This window comes from Chitinophaga fulva (genome assembly GCF_012927205.1).
GTDB lineage: Bacteria > Bacteroidota > Bacteroidia > Chitinophagales > Chitinophagaceae > Chitinophaga > Chitinophaga fulva.
Genome location: NZ_JABBGC010000003.1, coordinates 1,030,336 through 1,049,150, shown reverse-complemented (window position 1 = coordinate 1,049,150; position 18,815 = coordinate 1,030,336). Strand labels below are relative to the sequence as shown.

Genomic DNA, 18,815 nt, shown 5'->3' with positions numbered 1-18,815 from the left:
TATATGGAAACAAAAGCCAAAATTAAAAAGAAGATCGTCCGTATTGTATTAACACTTGCGGGTATACTGTTGTTAAAGGGATGCTTTGCCTGGAGTAACCGCTTCAGCGATGCTTACTTCCATAGGTGGTACAGCAGTGTCAGTATGGTATTTCGACAGTTAACAGGTATAGTACCATTCAGTGTTGGGGACGTAATATATACCGCCTGGATTGTAACTTCCCTGTTTTATTTGTTAAAACTATGTTATAAACTCATCCGCCTGCAATGGGAAGAGGCGGGTTGGATCACCCTGCGGGGGATCCATTTTATCCTGAAGCTATACCTCGCTTTCCTCATCCTCTGGGGATTCAACTACGAAAGGAATACCCTGCTGCGCGATACCGGTATTATTACCGGCGACTACAATACACAACAGCTCTATCAGTTGTCAGATACCCTGCTGCGACTCACCAACGCTGAAAAACAACGCCTGGGCGATACCGTCGGCGTAACCCTGGCCGACAAAAGTTCACCGCTGTTTGATAAGGCTGCTACGGCCTATGAGGCTGCCGCCGAGCGCTGGCCTGCTTTCCGGTATAAGGCGCCCTGCGTTAAAAAAGCACTCTTCGGCGAATGGCTCAATTATCCCGGGGTGACGGGCTATCTCAATCCCTTTACGCTGGAGGCACAGGTAAATACCACCGTGCCCCCGGTGATACAGCCCATTATCACCTGCCATGAAATTGCCCATCAGCTGGGATACGCGCCGGAAGAAGAGGCCAATTTTGTAGGGTACCTCGCGGCTACCAGTATTCAGGATAGTCATTTCCGTTATGCGGCCAATTTTGATATGCTCCTCTATAGCGTGCGCCAGCTGGCCATCAGGGACACCACGCTGGCAAAGGATATCTGGCACCGGGCGCTGCCCGGCGTGAAAGCGGATTATAAAAGCATTATTACTTTCTACGAAAAGTATACAGGTAAAGTGGACGACTATTCCACCATTTTATATGACCAATACCTTAAAGCCAATAAACAGAAGAAAGGGATCCGCAGCTACAGCGAAGTGACCGGATGGCTCATCGCCTGGTTTAAAATACGCTGATTAGTTCATCATCAGCACGTTCACACTGCGTTGCAGGATATTGAACGCTATCTCGGCCATCAGGTTTTCCCGGTCCAGTGTCGGGTTTACCTCCGTGATCTCAAAACAGCAGATTTTACGGTGCTGCATAAACTTGGCAATCAGGTCTTCTGCTTCACGCTCCCTTAAACCATTGCTCACCGGGGTACCGGTGCCCTTCGAAATGGAGGCGTCCAGGCTGTCTACGTCAAAAGACACGTAGATATAGTCGCAGTCGCTCAAATAACGGAACACGGAACGGGAGATGTTCTCCGGTCCCTTGCGGCGCACTTCATTGGTGGTGATCACCTTCATGCCGTATTGTTTGATCAGGTAGTCTTCTTCCTTCTCATAATCTCTCAGGGAGATGAACACAATATCTTCCGGTAATACTTTGGGAGCTATTTTACCAATATTTTTCAGCGCGTTCCACATACCGGTGGTGGGTTCATCCAGGTCGTGCACTTTGCAGTCCAGGTTGTCTTCCGCGATAGCGGTGGCCAGCGGCATCCCGTGCATATTGCCGGAAGGCGTGGTGTAAGGCGTGTGCAGGTCGGCATGGGCATCTATCCAGATCACGCCCAGCTTGGATTTGGGATGCGCCATTTTCAGCCCGGCGATAGTGGCGCCTGCGGTGCTGTGATCGCCGGAAAGCAATACCGGGAACCAATTGGCTTTCACCGTTTCACATACGCTTTTACTGATACGTTCGTACATATTCACAGTGCCCTTGATCCTTTTGGCATAGGGGGATTCAATGGGCTCAAACAGTAGTTTGTTTTCCGTTTCAATGGCTTCGGTGGGAAAGTGTACAAAAAAGTTGCTCATGAAGTCCAGTGCTGCTATCTTGATCGCGTCCACCCCCAGGCTTGCGCCCCGGGTACCAGCCCCTATTTCCGACTTGACTTCTATTATTTTAATGTTCTTCATAAAGTTTTCATTACCGGCAAGCTACAGGATTTTGGGAGAACACCCAAAGCAGGCCATCGGGGAATGGTAAAAAAAGGACATATTTTGTATGAACCAAATCCAATACAGTTGCGTTATCCTGGTATTTTATTCAATAATTGCCACAATATGGTTGACAACGTTGAATTTTCCCAGCGGCATTTTTTTACGTCCTGATTTATAAATAATTTGGATTTTATCAATATTATTTTAAACACACAACTAAAACCATGGACTTTCAACTTACGGAAGAGCATCTTATGATTCAAAAGGCTGCGCGTGATTTCGCCCAAATGGAACTTTTACCGGGAGTGATTGAGCGTGATGAGCATCAGAAATTTCCGGCCGAACAGATCAAAAAACTGGGCGAACTGGGTTTTCTGGGCATGATGGTAAGCCCTAAATATGGCGGCGCAGGCCTGGATACCATCTCCTATGTGCTGGCGATGGAAGAAATATCGAAAATAGATGCTTCCGCCTCTGTGGTGATGAGCGTGAATAATTCACTGGTTTGCTGGGGCCTGGAAACCTATGGCACAGAAGAACAGAAACAGAAATACCTCGTACCACTGGCCAAAGGGGAAATCATCGGCGCTTTCCTGCTGAGTGAGCCGGAAGCCGGCTCTGATGCCACCTCCCAGCGTACTACTGCAGAAGATAAAGGGGACCACTATCTGCTCAACGGCACTAAAAACTGGATCACCAACGGTAACTCCGCCAGCGTGTACCTGGTAATGGCCCAAACCCATCCGGAAAAGGGCAGCAAAGGCATCAACGCCCTGATCGTGGAGAAAAACAGCCCGGGCGTGACTGTTGGCGCCAAAGAAAACAAACTGGGCATCCGCGGTTCCGATACCCACAGTATCATGTTCCAGGACGTGATCGTACCGAAAGAAAACAGGATCGGGGAAGATGGCTTCGGTTTCAAATTCGCCATGAAAACGCTGGGCGGCGGCCGTATCGGCATTGCTTCCCAGGCACTGGGCATCGCCAGCGGCGCGTACGAACTGGCCGTGAAATACTCCAAAGAAAGAAAAGCATTCGGAAAAGAAATATCCCAGCATCAGGCCATCCAGTTCAAACTGGCGGATATGGCCACTAAAATCGAGGCGTCACGGTTGCTCTGCCTGAAAGCGGCATGGGAAAAAGACCATCACCTCGACTATACCCTCAGCGGGTCTATGGCTAAAGTGTTCTCCTCTGAAACAGCGATGTGGGTAACTACAGAAGCTGTGCAGGTACACGGCGGCTACGGCTACGTGAAAGAGTACCACGTTGAACGCCTCATGCGCGACGCTAAGATCACCCAGATATACGAAGGCACCTCCGAAGTGCAGCGTATCGTGATCAGCCGCTCGATACTGGCGTAATCATCACCAAATATTCACAGCCGCCCCGGGACCAAAACCCCGGGGCGCTTTATTTTACACCAGCATTGTTTACTTTTGCCGGATGGCTATCAACATCAATGCTTATAATGAAGTGCTGTCCCAACTGAAGCCTTATCATGCCAAACTGGTAGCGGTTTCCAAAACCAAGCCGGTGGAAGATATCGAGGCATACTATGCAACAGGGCAGCGCATCTTTGGCGAAAACTACGTACAGGAGCTCGTGGAAAAACAGGCCGTTCTGCCGGCCGATATCGAATGGCATTTTATCGGGCACCTCCAGTCCAATAAGGTCAAATACCTGGCTCCTTTTGTGCACACCATCCATGCGGTAGACAGTCTCAAACTGTTGCAGGAGATCAATAAACAGGCGGCTAAAAACCAACGGGTGATCAACTGCCTTTTACAGGTCCACATTGCAGCGGAAGAAACAAAATTCGGCATGGACGAGCAGGAGTTACAGCAACTGCTTGCCTCGTGGAACAGCCACCAGCAGGATTTTGCACACGTCCGTATCGCCGGCATGATGGGCATGGCCACCAATACCGAAAATGAAACACAGGTCCGCCAAGAGTTCCACCAGCTCCACCAGTTATTCGGGTCTGTTAAAACCACTTTTTTTAACACACAGGATTATTTCAGGGAACTATCCATCGGCATGAGCGCTGATTATACCATCGCGCTGGAGGAGGGCAGCACCATGGTGCGCATCGGCAGCCTGCTGTTTGGAGAAAGGAACTACAACAAGTAACTTATGAAACGACTTTGGATCTACTGCCTCGCAGGTATCGGTATGACCGCCTGCAATACGGGCAATGCAAAAAAAGAACTTACGCCGGGTACCTGGCAGGCCAGCCTGCACCGCCCCGATGGCGCTGACATCGTCTTTAATTTCCTCGTGAAAGACACCGCCGGCAAAAAAGTACTCTATGTGCTCAATGCCACCGACAAACTGCTGGTAGACGATGTGAAAGTCTCCGGTGATTCTGTCTTCATCAAAATGCCTTTCTTCGATTCTGACTTTAAAGCCCGTTTCGCTGACGGCGGCAGCCTCGAAGGCCAATGGACCCGCCACCTGGCTGATAAAGACGTATCTGTGCCTTTTACAGCCAAACCTAATACCGCTGAACGTTTCCCTAAAGGCGCCGCACCTGCGCAACAGGTGACCGGCCGCTGGGTGACCACCTTCGTGGATAAAGACAATAAGACCAGCAACGCTATCGGTGAGTTCAAACAGATGGGCGACCTGGTACACGGTACTTTCCTCACTACCACGGGCGACTACCGTTTCCTCGATGGCAGCATGGACGGCGATACCCTCCGTCTCTCTACCTTCGACGGCTCCCACGCTTATCTTTTCAAAGCGGTGGTGAAAAAAGACAGTATCGTTAACGGCCGCTTCTTCGCTGGTATTGGTGATCATGTGGAAAACTGGTCAGCCGTAAAAAATGATACCGCCAAACTGCCCGATGAACGTACTATTGCCACCATGAAACCAGGACAGTCAAAACTCGACTTTGCTTTCCCTGATATGAACGGTAAAAAAGTCAGCATTAATGACGACCGTTTTAAAAACAAGGTGGTAGTCATCACGCTGATGGGCTCCTGGTGCCCCAATTGTATGGACGAAACCGGTTTCCTCAGCGAGTGGTACAAGAAAAATAAAGACCGTGGCGTGGAAGTGATCGGGCTGTCTTACGAACGCACACCTGACTTCGAAAAATCCCAAAAGGCACTCTCCGGTTTCCTGACCCGTTTTGATGTGCAGTATCCTGTACTGATCACCGGCGTTACACCGGCTGACCCGGAAAAAGGAGAGAAGACCCTACCGCAGCTGACAGGTATCAAAGGTTTTCCGACTACCATCTTCATTGATAAAAAAGGAAATGTGAAAGAAGTGCATACCGGCTTTTCCGGACCGGGCACAGGAGAACATTATGAACAGTTCAAAGCCGACTTTGAAAGGTTGATCAGCCAATTGCTCGAATCGTAATTTAAACGGATAAAAGAGTGCAAATCCTTCCTGGTACACAGTTGCCGGGAAGGATTTGACTTTTTAAGAAAATTTATTTTTTCATCTCTTTCAAAAACTATTGAAAAATTAAAAAACTTACCTATTTTACTGCTCCGTTTGACTTTATGAATTCCACCATTATCTAACACGCTTGTCAATCCACCTCCGGAACAATGTCAATACTGGTATTGTTCCGGCAGGTAACGAAGCCTCCACGTTTAGCCTTTGTAAATTCCACGTATTTTCTTTCACGCTATCTTAACATTTGCGGTGGCCGTTATGGCCTGATATTTGAAAATCTTGCTTCACTGTGCAGGTTTAAACCACGCACTGGCTTTTTTTGTTAAACCACATAAAATCTACACATTATGTCTACTACCAAATTTTTAGCAGGAGCAATTGCAGGGTTAACCACCGGGATCATTATTGGTATGTTAACAGCCCCGGAAAGTGGCGATAATACCCGTAGAAAAATCAGGCATACTGCGGATGACTGGCGTAACAAAATAAATGGTATGGTAAATCATGGCGGTGAAGATCTTTCAGATCTCAAAGAGGTGTTTGAAAAAGAAATTGATGGCCTGCAGGACGATACCCGCGAACGCGTTTTAAGGCTGATCAACAAAGCACAGGGAAAATACAACCGCTTTAAAAAGGAAGCCCTTTCATAAATTTTGGTATTTGGCTATTTTGATATTTGGATGTCTAAGATGTCATCTTCATGCATTTTAAATATCCAAATATCAAAATAAGCAAATGGCTAAATTAACCGATGATTTCTCCGGTTTCCATATAATTTTTGAAACGTTTGATATCCCGGTCGATCATATTTTCAAATGCAGGATTTAACAGCCAGGCAAGGCCACTGCCCATGTAGCCGGCCGGAGGGCGATAGGAGATCATAACATCCACTTCTGTGCCACCATTCACCGTTTCCTGGAACGTAACCCGACCAGCAGTAGCTACAGACGATCCAGGCAAAGACCGCCAGCCCAACATTTGACCAGGTATCTCTTTCACAATTTCAGCATCCCATTCCAGCGTGCCAATGCCACCTGGTCCTTTCACCACCCAGTGAGAATGCAACGGATCTATTTCTTCCACTGATTTCAGATGTCTCATAAATAACGACAGATTGTTCAACTGCCGCCAGAAATAATAGACCTCCTCCTTCGGGTTGTCTATCTTCATAGAAGTGCGGATGTTGATGGAAGCGGTGTGTTTGTCGGGTTTTCTCCTGCCTAGCAATCCGTTGACGAGATCATTGCCGGAAATGCCACGGTACAACAGGTAACCAGCGGCCAACAGCTTCAATAAGCTGCCTGCCGGCTTTTTGTCGACCTTGCTGATAGCACTGCCCAACAGCCACGCACCTGTGAAAATGGATACAATCCTGCCTTCCGGAGTTACATTGATAATATTTGAACTTTCGTAGAGCGGTCCCGCCTTAGGTGGTACATGACCATTTGATGGATTTGTCATTAGATACAGTTTGGGGTGATGCAGCGAAAACCCTGCGAGTTTTGTTAAAAGATGTTAAGATATTAATACCTAAATGGCTAAATATTAAAATTAATATTAAATACCTGTGGCATGATGGGTACGGTGCGTAATTAATTACACAGTTTCGTGCGATTGTATCGCAGTCTATGGATAAAATGCATTCAACACGCCCAATTATATGCCATGTTTGTATTTCTCTGGCTGATAGACTATCTTAACCGGCCAAACAACTGAACATATGAAAAAGTTACTGACCACGTTATTGCTGCTCTCCGGCCTCCACAGTTATGCACAAAAGGAAATAGCCCCCAACAAATGGCTGAAACTCTTCAACGGCAAGGATTTGAAAGACTGGGATGTTAAAATAACCGGTTATGATCTCAATGATAACTTCGGTAATACCTTCCGTGTGAAAGATGGTTATCTCACCGTTAGCTACGACAAATACGACGAATTCAAAGAAAGATACGGGCACATCTTTTATAAAAAGAATTTCTCTGCATACCTCGTGGTGGCAGAATACCGCTTCACCGGCGATCAGGTGAAAGGCGGACCGGGATGGGCTTTCCGTAACAGCGGCATTATGCTGCACGGTCAACCGGCAGCTACTATGACGAAAAACCAGGACTTCCCCATCTCCCTGGAAAATCAGCTCCTCGGTGGTAATGGCAAAGACCCCAGAAGCACGGCCAACCTGTGTACGCCCGGCACCAATGTGGTGATGAATGGCAAGCTGATCACCGATCACTGCATCAGCTCTACTTCCAAAACGTATCATGGCGACCAGTGGGTGCACGTGGAAGCACTGGTACTGCGTGATTCCGTGATTAAACATATTGTGGAAGGCGATACCGTGATCGTCTATAATAAGCCGCAAATTGGTGGTGGCAACGTATCACATGCCGGTCCTGCTGTGAAACAGGACGGTAAACTGCTCACAGAAGGCTCTATTTCCCTGCAAAGTGAAAGTCACCCGGTACAGTTCCGGAAAGTTGAACTCTTTGATTTATCACCTTATATCAATGATCCGGTGAAACTCAACAGGATAATCCACTTGTTGCAAAAACGGAACAAAAGCCATAAATAAGGCCGATGACAAGCGCGGCCGTGGTGGATGCGGCGGCTGTGGTCTCCTCGGGGGAACGCAGCTGGCCGCGATCAGGGCCGCTGTCAACAATAATGCACACCGGTAATTGGCACGTTTGGTTACCATTGTTATGCTTCTTTTTTATTATACGAAGGCAATAATTATTCCCGACTACGGAAAAAATAGAAAACTCCAAAGTTGATTTTCTATTGGTTTGGGCTACCTTTGGCCCCTCGAAAAAATTAGCATGGAAAATTGTACCCTCTACACGCATGAGGTAGATATGGGGAAGGTGTTGACGCGCATGCGTGCGCATTTCGATGCATCCGCCCTGAAAGTAAACGGACAGGAAGACAACTGGGAGAGTATTACCGTAGTTTCGAAAAAGAGACGTTTAAGAAAAGGCAATACTATTACAATCACTTACCGTCAACGGTCAGTGCCGGGCTATACCCTGGAACACAGTGATGAGCCCATCATCGTTAATTTGCACGGCATGCACGCATTTGTTCAACAAATCGATGCCGATAATCAGGAGCTGAAACAACGGCTGCTGGCAAAAATTCCTACCATCAATACTGAAATAGCGATCAAGGCTGAACCTTCCTTCAACGGAGATCTCCGCTCCGCCGTGATGGAACTGGCCTACGAACTGGACGCTTTCTTTTTCTCCGAAGGCAATGTGATCTTCAATACAGACGTGCAAGGCTTCTGGGATAAAACAGGCGCCCTGCTGCTGGACGTGAACGGTCATTCTACCGCTACCAATCTTAACGTAAATATCGAGGCAAAATATTTCGACAACCAGACGCCTCCCTCCGCGGAAGCACTGGAAAGAAAAGCCCGCAGCCTGCAACAGCTGCAGGCCATAGGTGTCCGCTCCAGCGCCATGCTGCCGGCCATCGTCGATGAAAGCGCAGTCACGCTCCGTTCCCGCGAAGAAATAGCCAAAAGGGTAGCTGTCCTTACGGCTATCAATGGCGTGGCCTTTGGCCATCTTCCTGGAAAAGAGGTGATCAGCTATCTGCAAAAAAATCAGCTGTGGGAGCACACTTCACCAGCTGAAAAAATCTTCCTGGATAATCCTACGGAAGATCAAAAAACAAAAGCTACCTGGAAGTGCGAAAGTATCTGGGTACTGCTGTGGGCACTCGACCTGGTGCCGGAACTGGGGTATATGACAGATCTCTGTAACCTGGACCTGGTGCCGGAAGAAGTATTTCCTTTCCGTGGCCTGTCCGGTGATCCGGCTTTCTTCTTTGAAAAAGCAGCCACGCTGCGCCCGGCAGCAGCCATCCTCGATGCCAACGATCTTTACTACCGTGCACACTGGTCATGCGTGGATGCCCGCCTGAAAAGCGAGGAAGCACCGGTACATCCGGGCGTGGTGTATGAAAGGCACTATGCGCTCAATTGGTTGATCAACTACCGCAATCAGCCGTGGGACGAGGTTACATGTGATACCTGATTATTGGGTTATTGAGATTATTTAGATATTTGATTATTAAAAAAATGCAGCGAAGATTTATCTCCGCTGCATTTTTTTTTAAATGATAAAATATCTAAATAACCAAATATCTAAATGTTTATTATTTCAGCATCAGCTGACGGATATATTTCACCGGCGCACTGCCATAGCTCAGGAATTTCTCATTAAAAGCTTTCAGGCTGTAATCCTTGCCCATCTTCTTTTTATAAGCTTCCCGCAGGTCAATGATTTCTTTGTAGCCGGTGTAATAGCTGGTGAGCTGTACGCTGGTCACGCTAACCCTTCTCCATTTTCCTTCTGCTTCGGCCTGTTGCTGGAAGGCTTCTTTTGTCAGCAGGCGAATGGCATCTTCACGGCTCATGTTTTTCACATGTACGCTGTAATCGAGGATGGTATTGCATACCGCCCGCAGATTCCATTTGTACCACATCAGCCACATTTCAGGCTCATTGTTACCATAGCCGTTTTCCAGCATCATCTGTTCGGTGTACACCGCCCAGCCTTCTATCATGGCGCCGTTGCCCATCAGTGATTTGATCAGGCTGGGTGACTGGTTGGCATATACCAGTTGGGTATAGTGGCCGGGAATAGCTTCGTGGATATCCAGGATTTGCAGGATATAGTGATTGTATTCACGGAGGTAGCTTTCTGCTTTGTCTTTAGGCCATCCCTCGAGGCTGCCTACGTTGTAGTAGGTGTTGCCGCCTTTGTCGTACGGGCCGGGGGCGCTGATGGAAGCGCCGGCCACACCAGCCATGTAGGCAGGTTCTTTACGTACTACCAGTGGTTTGGAAGGGTCGATATACAACAGGTCTTTTTCTTTGATAAAAGCAATCAGCTCTGGCAGTTGTTTTTCGATGGCCGCCTGGAATTCTTCCGGTTTCACGTGTTTTACAGACAGGGTATCGATCATGCGGCTGATCAGTTCCAGCTGGTCGGTTGGTACGGGCTGGCTGCCAAAATATTTAGGCCACAGCTGACGGCTGATTTTAGCCATTTCTCCATGTACATACGTCTTGCGTGCTACAGCAGAATCATAGATCTGTGAAGCGGTGAAAGAGGATTGGACATTGTAATTGAATTTCTGGTCGTATAAAGGTTCGCCCAGCCGGAAGCTGCGCGGGTGCTCAGGCTTCAGCGTTTTCAGCCATGCTGCGTAATCTTTGATGGCTTTCACGGCTGTCTGCGCGCGGGCTATCATCGTTTTCTTTTCATCTGCGCCGATGCTGGTTTTTTGCAGGGAATCCACGAAGTCCTTTTCAAAAACGGATACGCCGCCATTGTTCTGGTCTGCTGCCAGCGCGGTGAGCTCAGTCACCGGGTCTTTGATTTGTTTTTTGGCAGCTTCATAGTAAGCCGGCACATTGCCCAGTCTGGAGGAGAAGCTGCGCAGCCTGGATTCCAGCGGTGCGTAGTTTTCGTTGAGAATAAAAGCGAACGTGTTGCTGACGTTAAAGGAAGAAGGGTCCCACTCGTTGTTCTTCAGGTCTTTAATGCCCCACTGTACAGATTTCAGATAGTTTTCTATCAGGTGATAATCTGTTTGGTTGGCATCGGACAACTTGCTTAATTCGTAAGTTTTGAGGGAGTCCAGCTGATGTTGGGCAAAGGCAAGGCTGGCTTGTGCTGCAGCGCTGTCGGGTACTATCAGTACAGAATCGTATTGATGGTAACCTACGCTGGTGGCCCAATCAGGGTTTTCTTTCCAAAGTTGGTCGATAAAACGTTCCTGGTAGGCCTGAAATGCTTTGTTGAGCACACTGTCCGCCTGACCACCGCCCTGGGTACTGTTGCCATTGTTACAGGCAATCATGGCCGCAGCTGCCGAGGCGCAAAGAAGTATCTTTCTCATGATGGTGAAGATTTTGTTGATTGTCGGCACCTAATATAAAGAATTATGGCATATACAATAGGATTAAGAGGATGGACGGAAACAGAAATGAAAAAGTTCCCTATCTTTGCGGCTCATTTGTAAAAACAGCTTAAACCTTGCGCCATGTAATTTCACAGGCATATTAACCGCTTTTCTTCGCCGTCCCGCTCCGGGACCGGCCTGTGAATTTTTTTGTCTAACCTGATTACGTTACCAATTACAAGGAAACTCCTGGTATACCAGTAGCATAGGCATACCTGTACACCAACGGCTTCATTCGTAATTCGTAATCCGTAATTCGTAATTTCATTGATATGGCGATTTCCCAAAAATATGGCCGTACTTATCATTATCCGTTCTCACCGGGAACTACCAGCGATGACCGTATTCAGCATGATTACTGGGACTGGCTGGTAAACATACCGCAGTTGATACACACGGAAAAACTGGATGGAGAGAACAACTGTCTTTCCCGCCATGGCGTGTTTGCACGCTCTCATGTGGCGCCTACCACTTCACCGTGGACCGAAAGTATCCGCCGCTACTGGCAAACCATTAGAAACGACCTGGGAGACCTGGAGATTTTTCTGGAGAACCTGTACGCCGTACATTCTATTGAATATAAAAAACTGGACCATCACTTTTATGTGTTTGGCGTCCGGGAACATGACCGCTGGCTGAGCTGGGAGGAGACCTGCTTTTATGCCGCTATGCTGGATTTGCCGGTAGTACCGGTAGTAGGCACTATAACGCCGCCGGCTGTACGGCAGGACTTCGAGCGGGACACGCTGTCACTGATCAGTGGCCGCGGCGCCTTTGACCCACATGATGCATTTACCGGTGAGCCTACCATTATGGAAGGCATCGTATCCCGTAATGCGGCCGGTTATCCGGTCAGCGAATTTTCACACAACGTGTTTAAATATGTCCGTAAAGGGCATGTGAAAACCGATCAGCACTGGACCCGCCACTGGCGCCGGGCCCGGCTTAACTACGAAGGAGGTAATTATGTGGCAGATTACAGATAATAAAGACTGGCCCGCGCTTGAACAGCAGTTTGAATGGGTGCGGGTGATGGCTTCCGTACCGCAGGATGCGCGTCACCATGCGGAAGGTAACGTGGCCGTACATACGCAAATGGTGCTGGAACAATTGCAACAATTGCCCGCCTACGGCGAACTGTCACCACAGGAGCAGGAAATCATGTGGGCCGCGGCACTGCTGCATGATGTGGAGAAATATTCCACTACCGTGCACGAGCCCGACGGGCGGATCACTTCTGCCGGCCATGCCCGCAAAGGGGAGATGCGCGCCCGGCAGATATTATACCGCGACATACCCGCTCCCTTCCACATCCGGGAAACGATCGCCAAACTGGTGCGGTATCATGGCCTGCCGCTGTGGGTGTTTGACAAGAAAGACCCGCAGAAAGCGGTGATCATGGCCAGCCTGGAAGTGAATACCCGTCTGCTGGCCCTGTTGGCCCGCGCTGATGCGCTGGGCCGCATTTGCGACGACCAGGCAGACCTGCTGTACCGGCTCGACTGCTTTGAAGAGCTGTGTCGTGATAACCAATGCTGGGGCGTGCCCCGGGCTTTTGCCAATGCGGAGGCAAGGATGAACTACCTGTTGAAGGATGCCGTGTCACCGGATTATGTGCCGTACGAACAGCCGCAAACACAGGTAGTGATGATGAGCGGTCTTCCTGGTGCAGGTAAAGACACTTATGTGCAACAGCATTATAAAGAATGGCCGGTCATCTCCCTGGATGATATCAGAAGAGCCATGAAAATAGCGCCCACCGATAAAAGTGGCAATGGCACCGTGATACAGGTGGCTAAAGAACAGGCACGGGAATACCTGCGTAAAGGCCGTTCCTTTGTTTGGAATGCTACCAACATCACCCGGCAGATGCGGGAACAGCTCAGTAGTTTGTTCTTTACTTATCATGCTGCTGTGACCATTGTATATGTAGAAGTGCCGGCATCGCGGTTACTGCAACAGAACAGCAGGCGCGAACACATAGTGCCGGCAGCCGCTATGGAAAGGCTGATCAGCAAACTGGAAGTACCCTCGCTCACGGAAGCACATGAGGTGGTGTACCAGGTCCGCTAAAAAATAGTATGGGTAAAAAATTATGGATTGATTATCTTGGCCCGCGCTTGTGAGATATATCCATGTTTTTTACCCATATTGTTTAATAAGAATTGTTGGGCCAACCATTTGACAACGTATGCAGGAGACTCCCTTTTCGTTGGAGCAATTTGAATTGTTGTTTAAGGAACATTTCAAACCATTAGCCCTGCTGGCATATAGTGTGGTAAAAGATAAAGATGTTGCCAAGGACATTGTGCAGGAATTCTTTGTAAAGTTCTGGGAAACACAGCATACCATACAGTTAAGGGGACCTTTTGAAGTCTATGCTGCCCGCGCGGTAAAGAACAGAAGCCTTAACCATATTGCCCGGCAGGAAGTACAGGACAAACACCAGCAGCTTTTTGCCGCCATGTCGCCGGACGATCCGGATACCGACCATGGGGACAGGGAGCAGTTTTACCAGCGGTTATCGCATGCAATTGACTGTATGCCGGAGCAGCGCCGTCGTGTTTTTCTCATGAGTGCTGCTGATAATAAAAAGTATGCAGAAATAGCCCGTGAGCTGAATATCTCCATTAATACCGTTAAGTTTCATATTAAGGCGGCTTATGTTTTTTTACGGAATGAAGCTTTCATCCCGCTGTGGATCAGTGTTTTACTGAACCTGCTATATTTTTTTGAAAAAACCTGCCTGTAGTACCTACCCTTTTTTAAAACCTCACTGTCTAATCATTAGTAGCTATGACAGAAAATCAACCATCCCCGGAGTGGGAGAAGCTTGCAGCCAAACTGGAACAGCCCCGGGAGGAAGGACCGCTTTCACCGGAGGAAGCAGCGTATTTCGATATCAGAGATGCCGCGGAAGGTTGGCAGGAAATAGCCACACTGGACACAACAGCCGCCTGGCAGGAAGTAGCCGCCAGGATAGAACATACACACAGAAAAAGATATTCCATTAATTGGTTCCGAGTGGCCGCCGCTGCGGTTGTCACCGGGTTGATTGCAGGAGGAGCGGTATTCCTGTTGAAACCACCGCATCAAAAACCAACCACCAACGTAGTGGCCCAGGCTGCCGGAAACAATCAGCAGATACAACTGATCACCGGCAGCGGCGCTACGGTAGTACTTGATTCTGCTACACAACTCAAAGAAGCAGATGGTACCAGTATCGCCGCCAGCAACACCAGCGCATCGTATCAGTCTGTCCAAACCACCAACACGCCTGTGTTTAACACCCTCGTGGTACCTCGTGGCCATACCTATAAAGTGGTGCTCGCCGATGGCACACGGGTATGGCTCAACGCTGATTCACGGCTGCGTTTCCCGGTGGCTTTCTCCGGTGATACCCGCGAAGTGGAACTGCAGGGAGAGGCCTGCTTTGAAACAACACCCATGGCCGCCAAACCTTTCCTCGTAAAAGTGGGGGATGTGAAAGTGACGGTACTGGGTACGGAGTTTAACATTAACGCTTATACGAATAAAACGCTGACCACCCTTGTTTCCGGTAAGGTGAAGGTAGACGCAGGCGCACTCGCCAGAGAGCTGTCTCCCGGCCAGCAGGCGGTTTACGGGCAGGGAAATATGACCGTCGCCCACGTGGATGCCGAGCAGTTCACTGCCTGGAAAGAAGGCCTCCTGATATTTGACAATGAAAGCCTGGGCGATATTATGACCCGGCTGGGCCGCGAATATGATTATACGGTGAACTTTGAAAATATGTCATTACAACAACTACGGCTGGGCGGGAACCTTGAAAAGTCCCCCTCCGTTGCACAGGTGCTGACTTTATTAGAACAAATGGCAGATATACACTTTGTTATAGATCAACCAAAACGCACCATCATGGTAAAACAACACAAATAAAAAACGAACATGTTGTAGCATGTTCGTTTTATGAGCAAGCCCTGTAAGACACAGGGCCTGGATCATCATATTATAATTCAATCAACCTAAATGTAATGAAAAAAAATTACATGCATGGCGGAGCCATGTTCCGGAAAAGATATGGCCAACCATTATTGCTCCTGCTTTTCTCTGTATTGTGGACGGCTGCTGTAAGCGCCCAAACTCAACCAAAAGTCACACTCAAAGCCAACAACATGGCTGTACCGGAATTCCTCCGGCAACTGAACCGGCAGACTAAACTACGCTTCCTCTATAACCAGGAGGAAATGATGCAACTGCCGCCGGTAACTTTACAAGTACGCAACGAACCGCTGGACAAAGTACTGGAAGCTGCTTTCAAAGGACAACGTGTGTACTACAACATCACCAACGGCACCCTGGTGCTGCGCTATCGCCCGGCGTTGGAACAAACACCCGTACAGGCGCCGCAAACACCATCATTGACCGGTACCATCACTGATGAAGATGGTCAGCCGCTCTCTCATGCCACCATACAGGAAGCAGGCACCAACCGCGGTACCTATACCAACGAAAAAGGTTTTTTTACATTCCCTGTCACCAACGGATCTATTCTCCGCATCTCCTATGTAGGCATGGAACCTATTACCATGGCTGTTGGTAAAAAAAGAGAACTGAATGTATCACTCAAGCGGAATGCTGCCTCTAAAGAAGTAGTAGTAACGGGCATGGTTACCCGTAACCGCGAAAGTTTTACCGGCGCCGTTGCCACCTTTACCGGCGCGGAACTGAAGGCAATTGGCAACCAGAACGTGGTGCAGAGCCTCAAAACACTGGACCCTTCTTTTGTGATTGTGGAAAACAATTCGTTTGGCGCTAACCCTAATGCCATGCCCAACGTAGAAGTACGGGGTAAAACGAGCCTCTCCACTTCTGAAGTGAAAGACCAGTTCGGGCAAGATCCCAACCTGCCGCTGTTTATACTCGACGGTTTTGAAACACAACTGCGCAATATCATCGATCTTGACATGAACCGCGTGGAGTCTATCACTATCCTGAAAGACGCGGCATCTACCGCTATGTACGGCGCCCGTGCTGCCAATGGGGTAGTGGTGGTGGAAACACGCAAACCCAAACAAGGCGAACTACAGGTGTATTACAGTGGTGACTTCCGCGTGGAAATACCAGACCTGCGCAGCTATAATCTGATGGATGCCCGGGAGAAACTGGCGTTTGAAGTGCTGTCAGGCAGATACAGGAAGTCGGCCAGTGATCAGCCGCAGCGGCAGCTGTGGCTGGACAGTATGTACAGTGCCCATCGTGCGTTGGTGGAACAGGGCGTGAATACTTACTGGTTGAATGAACCGGTGCAAATCGGTTTCACACAGGGCCACTCTGTATATGCTGGCGGTGGTGATGAGCAGCTGCGTTACGGCGTGGGTGTCAACTACAAAAAAATCAGCGGCGCCATGAAAGGCTCCGGCAGGGACGCCTGGGGCGGTACAGTAGACCTTACCTATCGCAAAGGGAGGTTTAACATCAGCAACAAACTGAATGTATCCGGATATACGGCTCACGAATCACCCTATGGTTCGTTCTCCAACTTTGCATCTGCCAGCCCTTACTTCCCGAAAAGACAGGACAATGGTGGCATCACAAAATACCTGGATAATCCCCCGGGTGATACGATCGGCAAAACCATTGCGGTGGTAAACCCGCTGTATAACGCTACACTCAATAGTTTTGATGTCACCAAAAACATGGGCGTACAAAACAACCTGCAGATGATTTGGTCGTTTAACAGCTATCTCCGCCTTCAGGGAAGCCTGCAACTGAGCAAGGAAAACACTACCCGCGAGAATTTCCTGTCACCGCTCAACAGTCAGTTTGACAACAGCAGTATCTACGAAAAAGGTACCTATAACAATACACGGACAGACATTTTCAGTTATCAGAGCAATCTGATGCTCACTTATGCCCGGGTGCTCGGGCAACATTCCATCACGGCCAACCTGCGGACAGAAGCCCAGGAATCCGCTACCAGGGGTTATCGTACCGCCGCACAGGGCTTCCCGGACGGCAGCAACGGCAACCCCGCTTTTGCCTTCTCATATCAGGCCAACAGCCGCCCCGGCGTTACCATCGACAAATACAGAAGGGTTAATGCTATGGCCAGCGCGAACTACATGTATGACGGACGTTATATGGCTGATCTTACCTACAGGATCGACGGCTCCACCGCCTTTGGCAGTAACCGTAAATTCTCCCCGTTCTGGTCTGTAGGTATCGGTTGGAACCTGCACCAGGAGAAATTCTTCAAGGAAATTAAATGGGTCAACCGCCTGAAACTGCGGGCAGACGTCGGCAGTACCGGTAACCAAAACTTTAGCAGTTTCTCTTCCGCAGACCTGTATCAATACTACGAGAATATCAATCCATTCGGACAAGGCGCCACACTGATCACCATGGGTAATCCCGATCTCAAGTGGCAGAATACACTGAATACAAACGTGGGAACAGATGTTACGCTGTTCAACAATCGTTTTAACCTGACTTTTAATGCTTATAATAAAAAGACAGATCCATTGATTGTTATTCTCACGTTGCCTACATCTACCGGACTGGGCGGATTCCCTGCCAATCTCGGATATATGGCCACCCGTGGGGTGGAAGCCCTGGCTAACTATGCTGTGATCTATAAACCCAAACAACGCATCATCTGGCGACTCGGCTATACCGGCAGTATGGTACGCAGCAGGTACGAAGGTTTCGATAACAAACTGGACGGCCTTAACAAACAGCAGCTGGATGCCAAATCCCTCGTACGTTTCCGGGATGGCCGCAGCCCCGATGATATTTGGGCAGTGCCTTCACTAGGCATAGACCCTGCCACCGGCCGGGAAGTACTGGTGAAAGCCAATGGAGAAACCACCTTCGACTATAGTACCGATGATATTGCCGTGGTGGGCAACTCCAGGCCACGCATGGAAGGGGTGATCAGCAGTAACTTTACCTACGGACCTTTCAACCTGGGTATCAACCTGCGCTACCGCTGGGGAGCAGACCTTTTCAACACGGCCCTCTACAACAAAGTGGAAAACATCGGCAGGACCGCACTGGCGTATAACCAGGACAGGAGAGCGTTGTACGACCGCTGGAAAAATCCTGGCGACGTGGCGCAGTTCAAAGGGATTTCCATTACCGACAGGACCGAAATGTCTTCCCGCTTTATACAGAGAGACAATGCCATTGTAGGTGAATCCATCAATATGGGCTACGAAATGCTGACGCAGCCCTGGCTGCGCAAAGCCGGCATGCAAAGCCTCCGCCTGAACGCCTATCTCAATGATATCTTCAGATGGTCTACCGTACGCACAGAACGGGGCACGGAATATCCCTTTACCAATACGATAGCCTTCAGCGTAAGTGCTTCTTTTTAATGCTTCAAA

General features: G+C 48.9%; 15 protein-coding genes. 12 read left to right on the top strand and 3 right to left on the bottom strand.

Annotated elements, in window-relative coordinates; genetic code table 11:
- The first annotated feature begins 3 nt into the window (after nucleotides 1–3).
- A complete protein-coding gene (locus HHL17_RS27595) occupies nucleotides 4–1,086 on the top strand; it encodes a DUF3810 domain-containing protein (protein ID WP_169228053.1) in 1,083 nt (360 codons plus the stop codon).
- Here the strand turns inward: HHL17_RS27595 and HHL17_RS27590 are convergent, their stop codons facing one another.
- The gene (locus HHL17_RS27590; protein ID WP_168872552.1) at nucleotides 1,087–2,034 is read right to left on the bottom strand and encodes an arginase; all 948 of its coding nucleotides are present in this window, start codon (nucleotides 2,032–2,034) and stop codon (nucleotides 1,087–1,089) included.
- Nucleotides 2,035–2,282: 248 nt separating this feature from the next.
- Here HHL17_RS27590 and HHL17_RS27585 point away from each other — a divergent pair, with 248 nt between their 5' ends.
- The 4 genes from HHL17_RS27585 (at nucleotide 2,283) to HHL17_RS27570 (ending at nucleotide 6,125) form a co-directional block, all read left to right on the top strand.
- Nucleotides 2,283–3,422 carry an acyl-CoA dehydrogenase gene (locus tag HHL17_RS27585; protein WP_169228052.1) on the top strand — a complete coding sequence of 380 codons (1,140 nt, stop codon included), beginning with the start codon at nucleotides 2,283–2,285 and terminating at the stop codon, nucleotides 3,420–3,422.
- An 82-nt stretch (nucleotides 3,423–3,504) separates the two neighbouring features.
- Nucleotides 3,505–4,191 (top strand): YggS family pyridoxal phosphate-dependent enzyme, encoded by a 687-nt coding sequence (locus tag HHL17_RS27580; RefSeq protein ID WP_169228051.1) that lies wholly within the window; start codon nucleotides 3,505–3,507, stop codon nucleotides 4,189–4,191.
- 3 nt (nucleotides 4,192–4,194) lie between these two features.
- The gene (locus HHL17_RS27575) at nucleotides 4,195–5,433 is read left to right on the top strand and encodes a peroxiredoxin family protein (RefSeq protein ID WP_169228050.1); all 1,239 of its coding nucleotides are present in this window, start codon (nucleotides 4,195–4,197) and stop codon (nucleotides 5,431–5,433) included.
- Between the two features lie 389 nt (nucleotides 5,434–5,822).
- On the top strand, nucleotides 5,823–6,125 hold the full coding sequence (locus HHL17_RS27570; RefSeq protein WP_169228049.1) for a YtxH domain-containing protein: 303 nt from the start codon (nucleotides 5,823–5,825) through the stop codon (nucleotides 6,123–6,125).
- A 94-nt stretch (nucleotides 6,126–6,219) separates the two neighbouring features.
- Here HHL17_RS27570 and HHL17_RS27565 read toward each other — a convergent pair whose 3' ends face one another.
- Nucleotides 6,220–6,936, bottom strand: coding sequence for an SRPBCC family protein (locus HHL17_RS27565; RefSeq protein ID WP_169228048.1), 717 nt, complete (start codon nucleotides 6,934–6,936; stop codon nucleotides 6,220–6,222).
- 259 nt (nucleotides 6,937–7,195) lie between these two features.
- Here HHL17_RS27565 and HHL17_RS27560 point away from each other — a divergent pair, with 259 nt between their 5' ends.
- Both HHL17_RS27560 and HHL17_RS27550 read left to right on the top strand, forming a co-directional pair.
- The gene (locus HHL17_RS27560) at nucleotides 7,196–8,044 is read left to right on the top strand and encodes a 3-keto-disaccharide hydrolase (RefSeq protein ID WP_169228047.1); all 849 of its coding nucleotides are present in this window, start codon (nucleotides 7,196–7,198) and stop codon (nucleotides 8,042–8,044) included.
- A gap of 247 nt (nucleotides 8,045–8,291) precedes the next feature.
- Nucleotides 8,292–9,512, top strand: a complete 1,221-nt coding sequence (locus HHL17_RS27550; protein WP_169228045.1) for a DUF4272 domain-containing protein — start codon at nucleotides 8,292–8,294, stop codon at nucleotides 9,510–9,512.
- Between the two features lie 121 nt (nucleotides 9,513–9,633).
- Here HHL17_RS27550 and HHL17_RS27545 read toward each other — a convergent pair whose 3' ends face one another.
- Nucleotides 9,634–11,385, bottom strand: a complete 1,752-nt coding sequence (locus HHL17_RS27545; protein WP_206156189.1) for a DUF885 domain-containing protein — start codon at nucleotides 11,383–11,385, stop codon at nucleotides 9,634–9,636.
- Between the two features lie 335 nt (nucleotides 11,386–11,720).
- Between HHL17_RS27545 and HHL17_RS27540 the strand changes: the two genes are divergently transcribed.
- The 5 genes from HHL17_RS27540 (at nucleotide 11,721) to HHL17_RS27520 (ending at nucleotide 18,806) form a co-directional block, all read left to right on the top strand.
- Nucleotides 11,721–12,434, top strand: coding sequence for an RNA ligase family protein (locus HHL17_RS27540; RefSeq protein WP_169228044.1), 714 nt, complete (start codon nucleotides 11,721–11,723; stop codon nucleotides 12,432–12,434).
- Nucleotides 12,415–13,521 carry an ATP-binding protein gene (locus HHL17_RS27535; RefSeq protein ID WP_206156188.1) on the top strand — a complete coding sequence of 369 codons (1,107 nt, stop codon included), beginning with the start codon at nucleotides 12,415–12,417 and terminating at the stop codon, nucleotides 13,519–13,521. The genes HHL17_RS27540 and HHL17_RS27535 overlap by 20 nt, the downstream gene beginning before the upstream one ends.
- A gap of 118 nt (nucleotides 13,522–13,639) precedes the next feature.
- Nucleotides 13,640–14,200, top strand: a complete 561-nt coding sequence (locus HHL17_RS27530) for an RNA polymerase sigma-70 factor (RefSeq protein ID WP_169228043.1) — start codon at nucleotides 13,640–13,642, stop codon at nucleotides 14,198–14,200.
- 44 nt (nucleotides 14,201–14,244) lie between these two features.
- Nucleotides 14,245–15,366 (top strand): FecR family protein, encoded by a 1,122-nt coding sequence (locus HHL17_RS27525; protein ID WP_169228042.1) that lies wholly within the window; start codon nucleotides 14,245–14,247, stop codon nucleotides 15,364–15,366.
- A 95-nt stretch (nucleotides 15,367–15,461) separates the two neighbouring features.
- Complete coding sequence (locus tag HHL17_RS27520) at nucleotides 15,462–18,806, top strand: SusC/RagA family TonB-linked outer membrane protein (protein ID WP_169228041.1); 3,345 nt, start codon at nucleotides 15,462–15,464, stop codon at nucleotides 18,804–18,806.
- The last annotated feature ends 9 nt before the right edge of the window (nucleotides 18,807–18,815 follow it).

What these genes read in the sequence shown, in the direction of transcription:
- HHL17_RS27595 (WP_169228053.1), top strand. Translation starts at nt 4, where the DNA reads ATGGAAACAAAAGCCAAAATTAAAAAGAAGATCGTCCGTATTGTATTA.
- HHL17_RS27590 (WP_168872552.1), bottom strand. Translation starts at nt 2,034, where the DNA reads ATGAAGAACATTAAAATAATAGAAGTCAAGTCGGAAATAGGGGCTGGT.
- HHL17_RS27585 (WP_169228052.1), top strand. Translation starts at nt 2,283, where the DNA reads ATGGACTTTCAACTTACGGAAGAGCATCTTATGATTCAAAAGGCTGCG.
- HHL17_RS27580 (WP_169228051.1), top strand. Translation starts at nt 3,505, where the DNA reads ATGGCTATCAACATCAATGCTTATAATGAAGTGCTGTCCCAACTGAAG.
- HHL17_RS27575 (WP_169228050.1), top strand. Translation starts at nt 4,195, where the DNA reads ATGAAACGACTTTGGATCTACTGCCTCGCAGGTATCGGTATGACCGCC.
- HHL17_RS27570 (WP_169228049.1), top strand. Translation starts at nt 5,823, where the DNA reads ATGTCTACTACCAAATTTTTAGCAGGAGCAATTGCAGGGTTAACCACC.
- HHL17_RS27565 (WP_169228048.1), bottom strand. Translation starts at nt 6,936, where the DNA reads ATGACAAATCCATCAAATGGTCATGTACCACCTAAGGCGGGACCGCTC.
- HHL17_RS27560 (WP_169228047.1), top strand. Translation starts at nt 7,196, where the DNA reads ATGAAAAAGTTACTGACCACGTTATTGCTGCTCTCCGGCCTCCACAGT.
- HHL17_RS27550 (WP_169228045.1), top strand. Translation starts at nt 8,292, where the DNA reads ATGGAAAATTGTACCCTCTACACGCATGAGGTAGATATGGGGAAGGTG.
- HHL17_RS27545 (WP_206156189.1), bottom strand. Translation starts at nt 11,385, where the DNA reads ATGAGAAAGATACTTCTTTGCGCCTCGGCAGCTGCGGCCATGATTGCC.
- HHL17_RS27540 (WP_169228044.1), top strand. Translation starts at nt 11,721, where the DNA reads ATGGCGATTTCCCAAAAATATGGCCGTACTTATCATTATCCGTTCTCA.
- HHL17_RS27535 (WP_206156188.1), top strand. Translation starts at nt 12,415, where the DNA reads ATGTGGCAGATTACAGATAATAAAGACTGGCCCGCGCTTGAACAGCAG.
- HHL17_RS27530 (WP_169228043.1), top strand. Translation starts at nt 13,640, where the DNA reads ATGCAGGAGACTCCCTTTTCGTTGGAGCAATTTGAATTGTTGTTTAAG.
- HHL17_RS27525 (WP_169228042.1), top strand. Translation starts at nt 14,245, where the DNA reads ATGACAGAAAATCAACCATCCCCGGAGTGGGAGAAGCTTGCAGCCAAA.
- HHL17_RS27520 (WP_169228041.1), top strand. Translation starts at nt 15,462, where the DNA reads ATGAAAAAAAATTACATGCATGGCGGAGCCATGTTCCGGAAAAGATAT.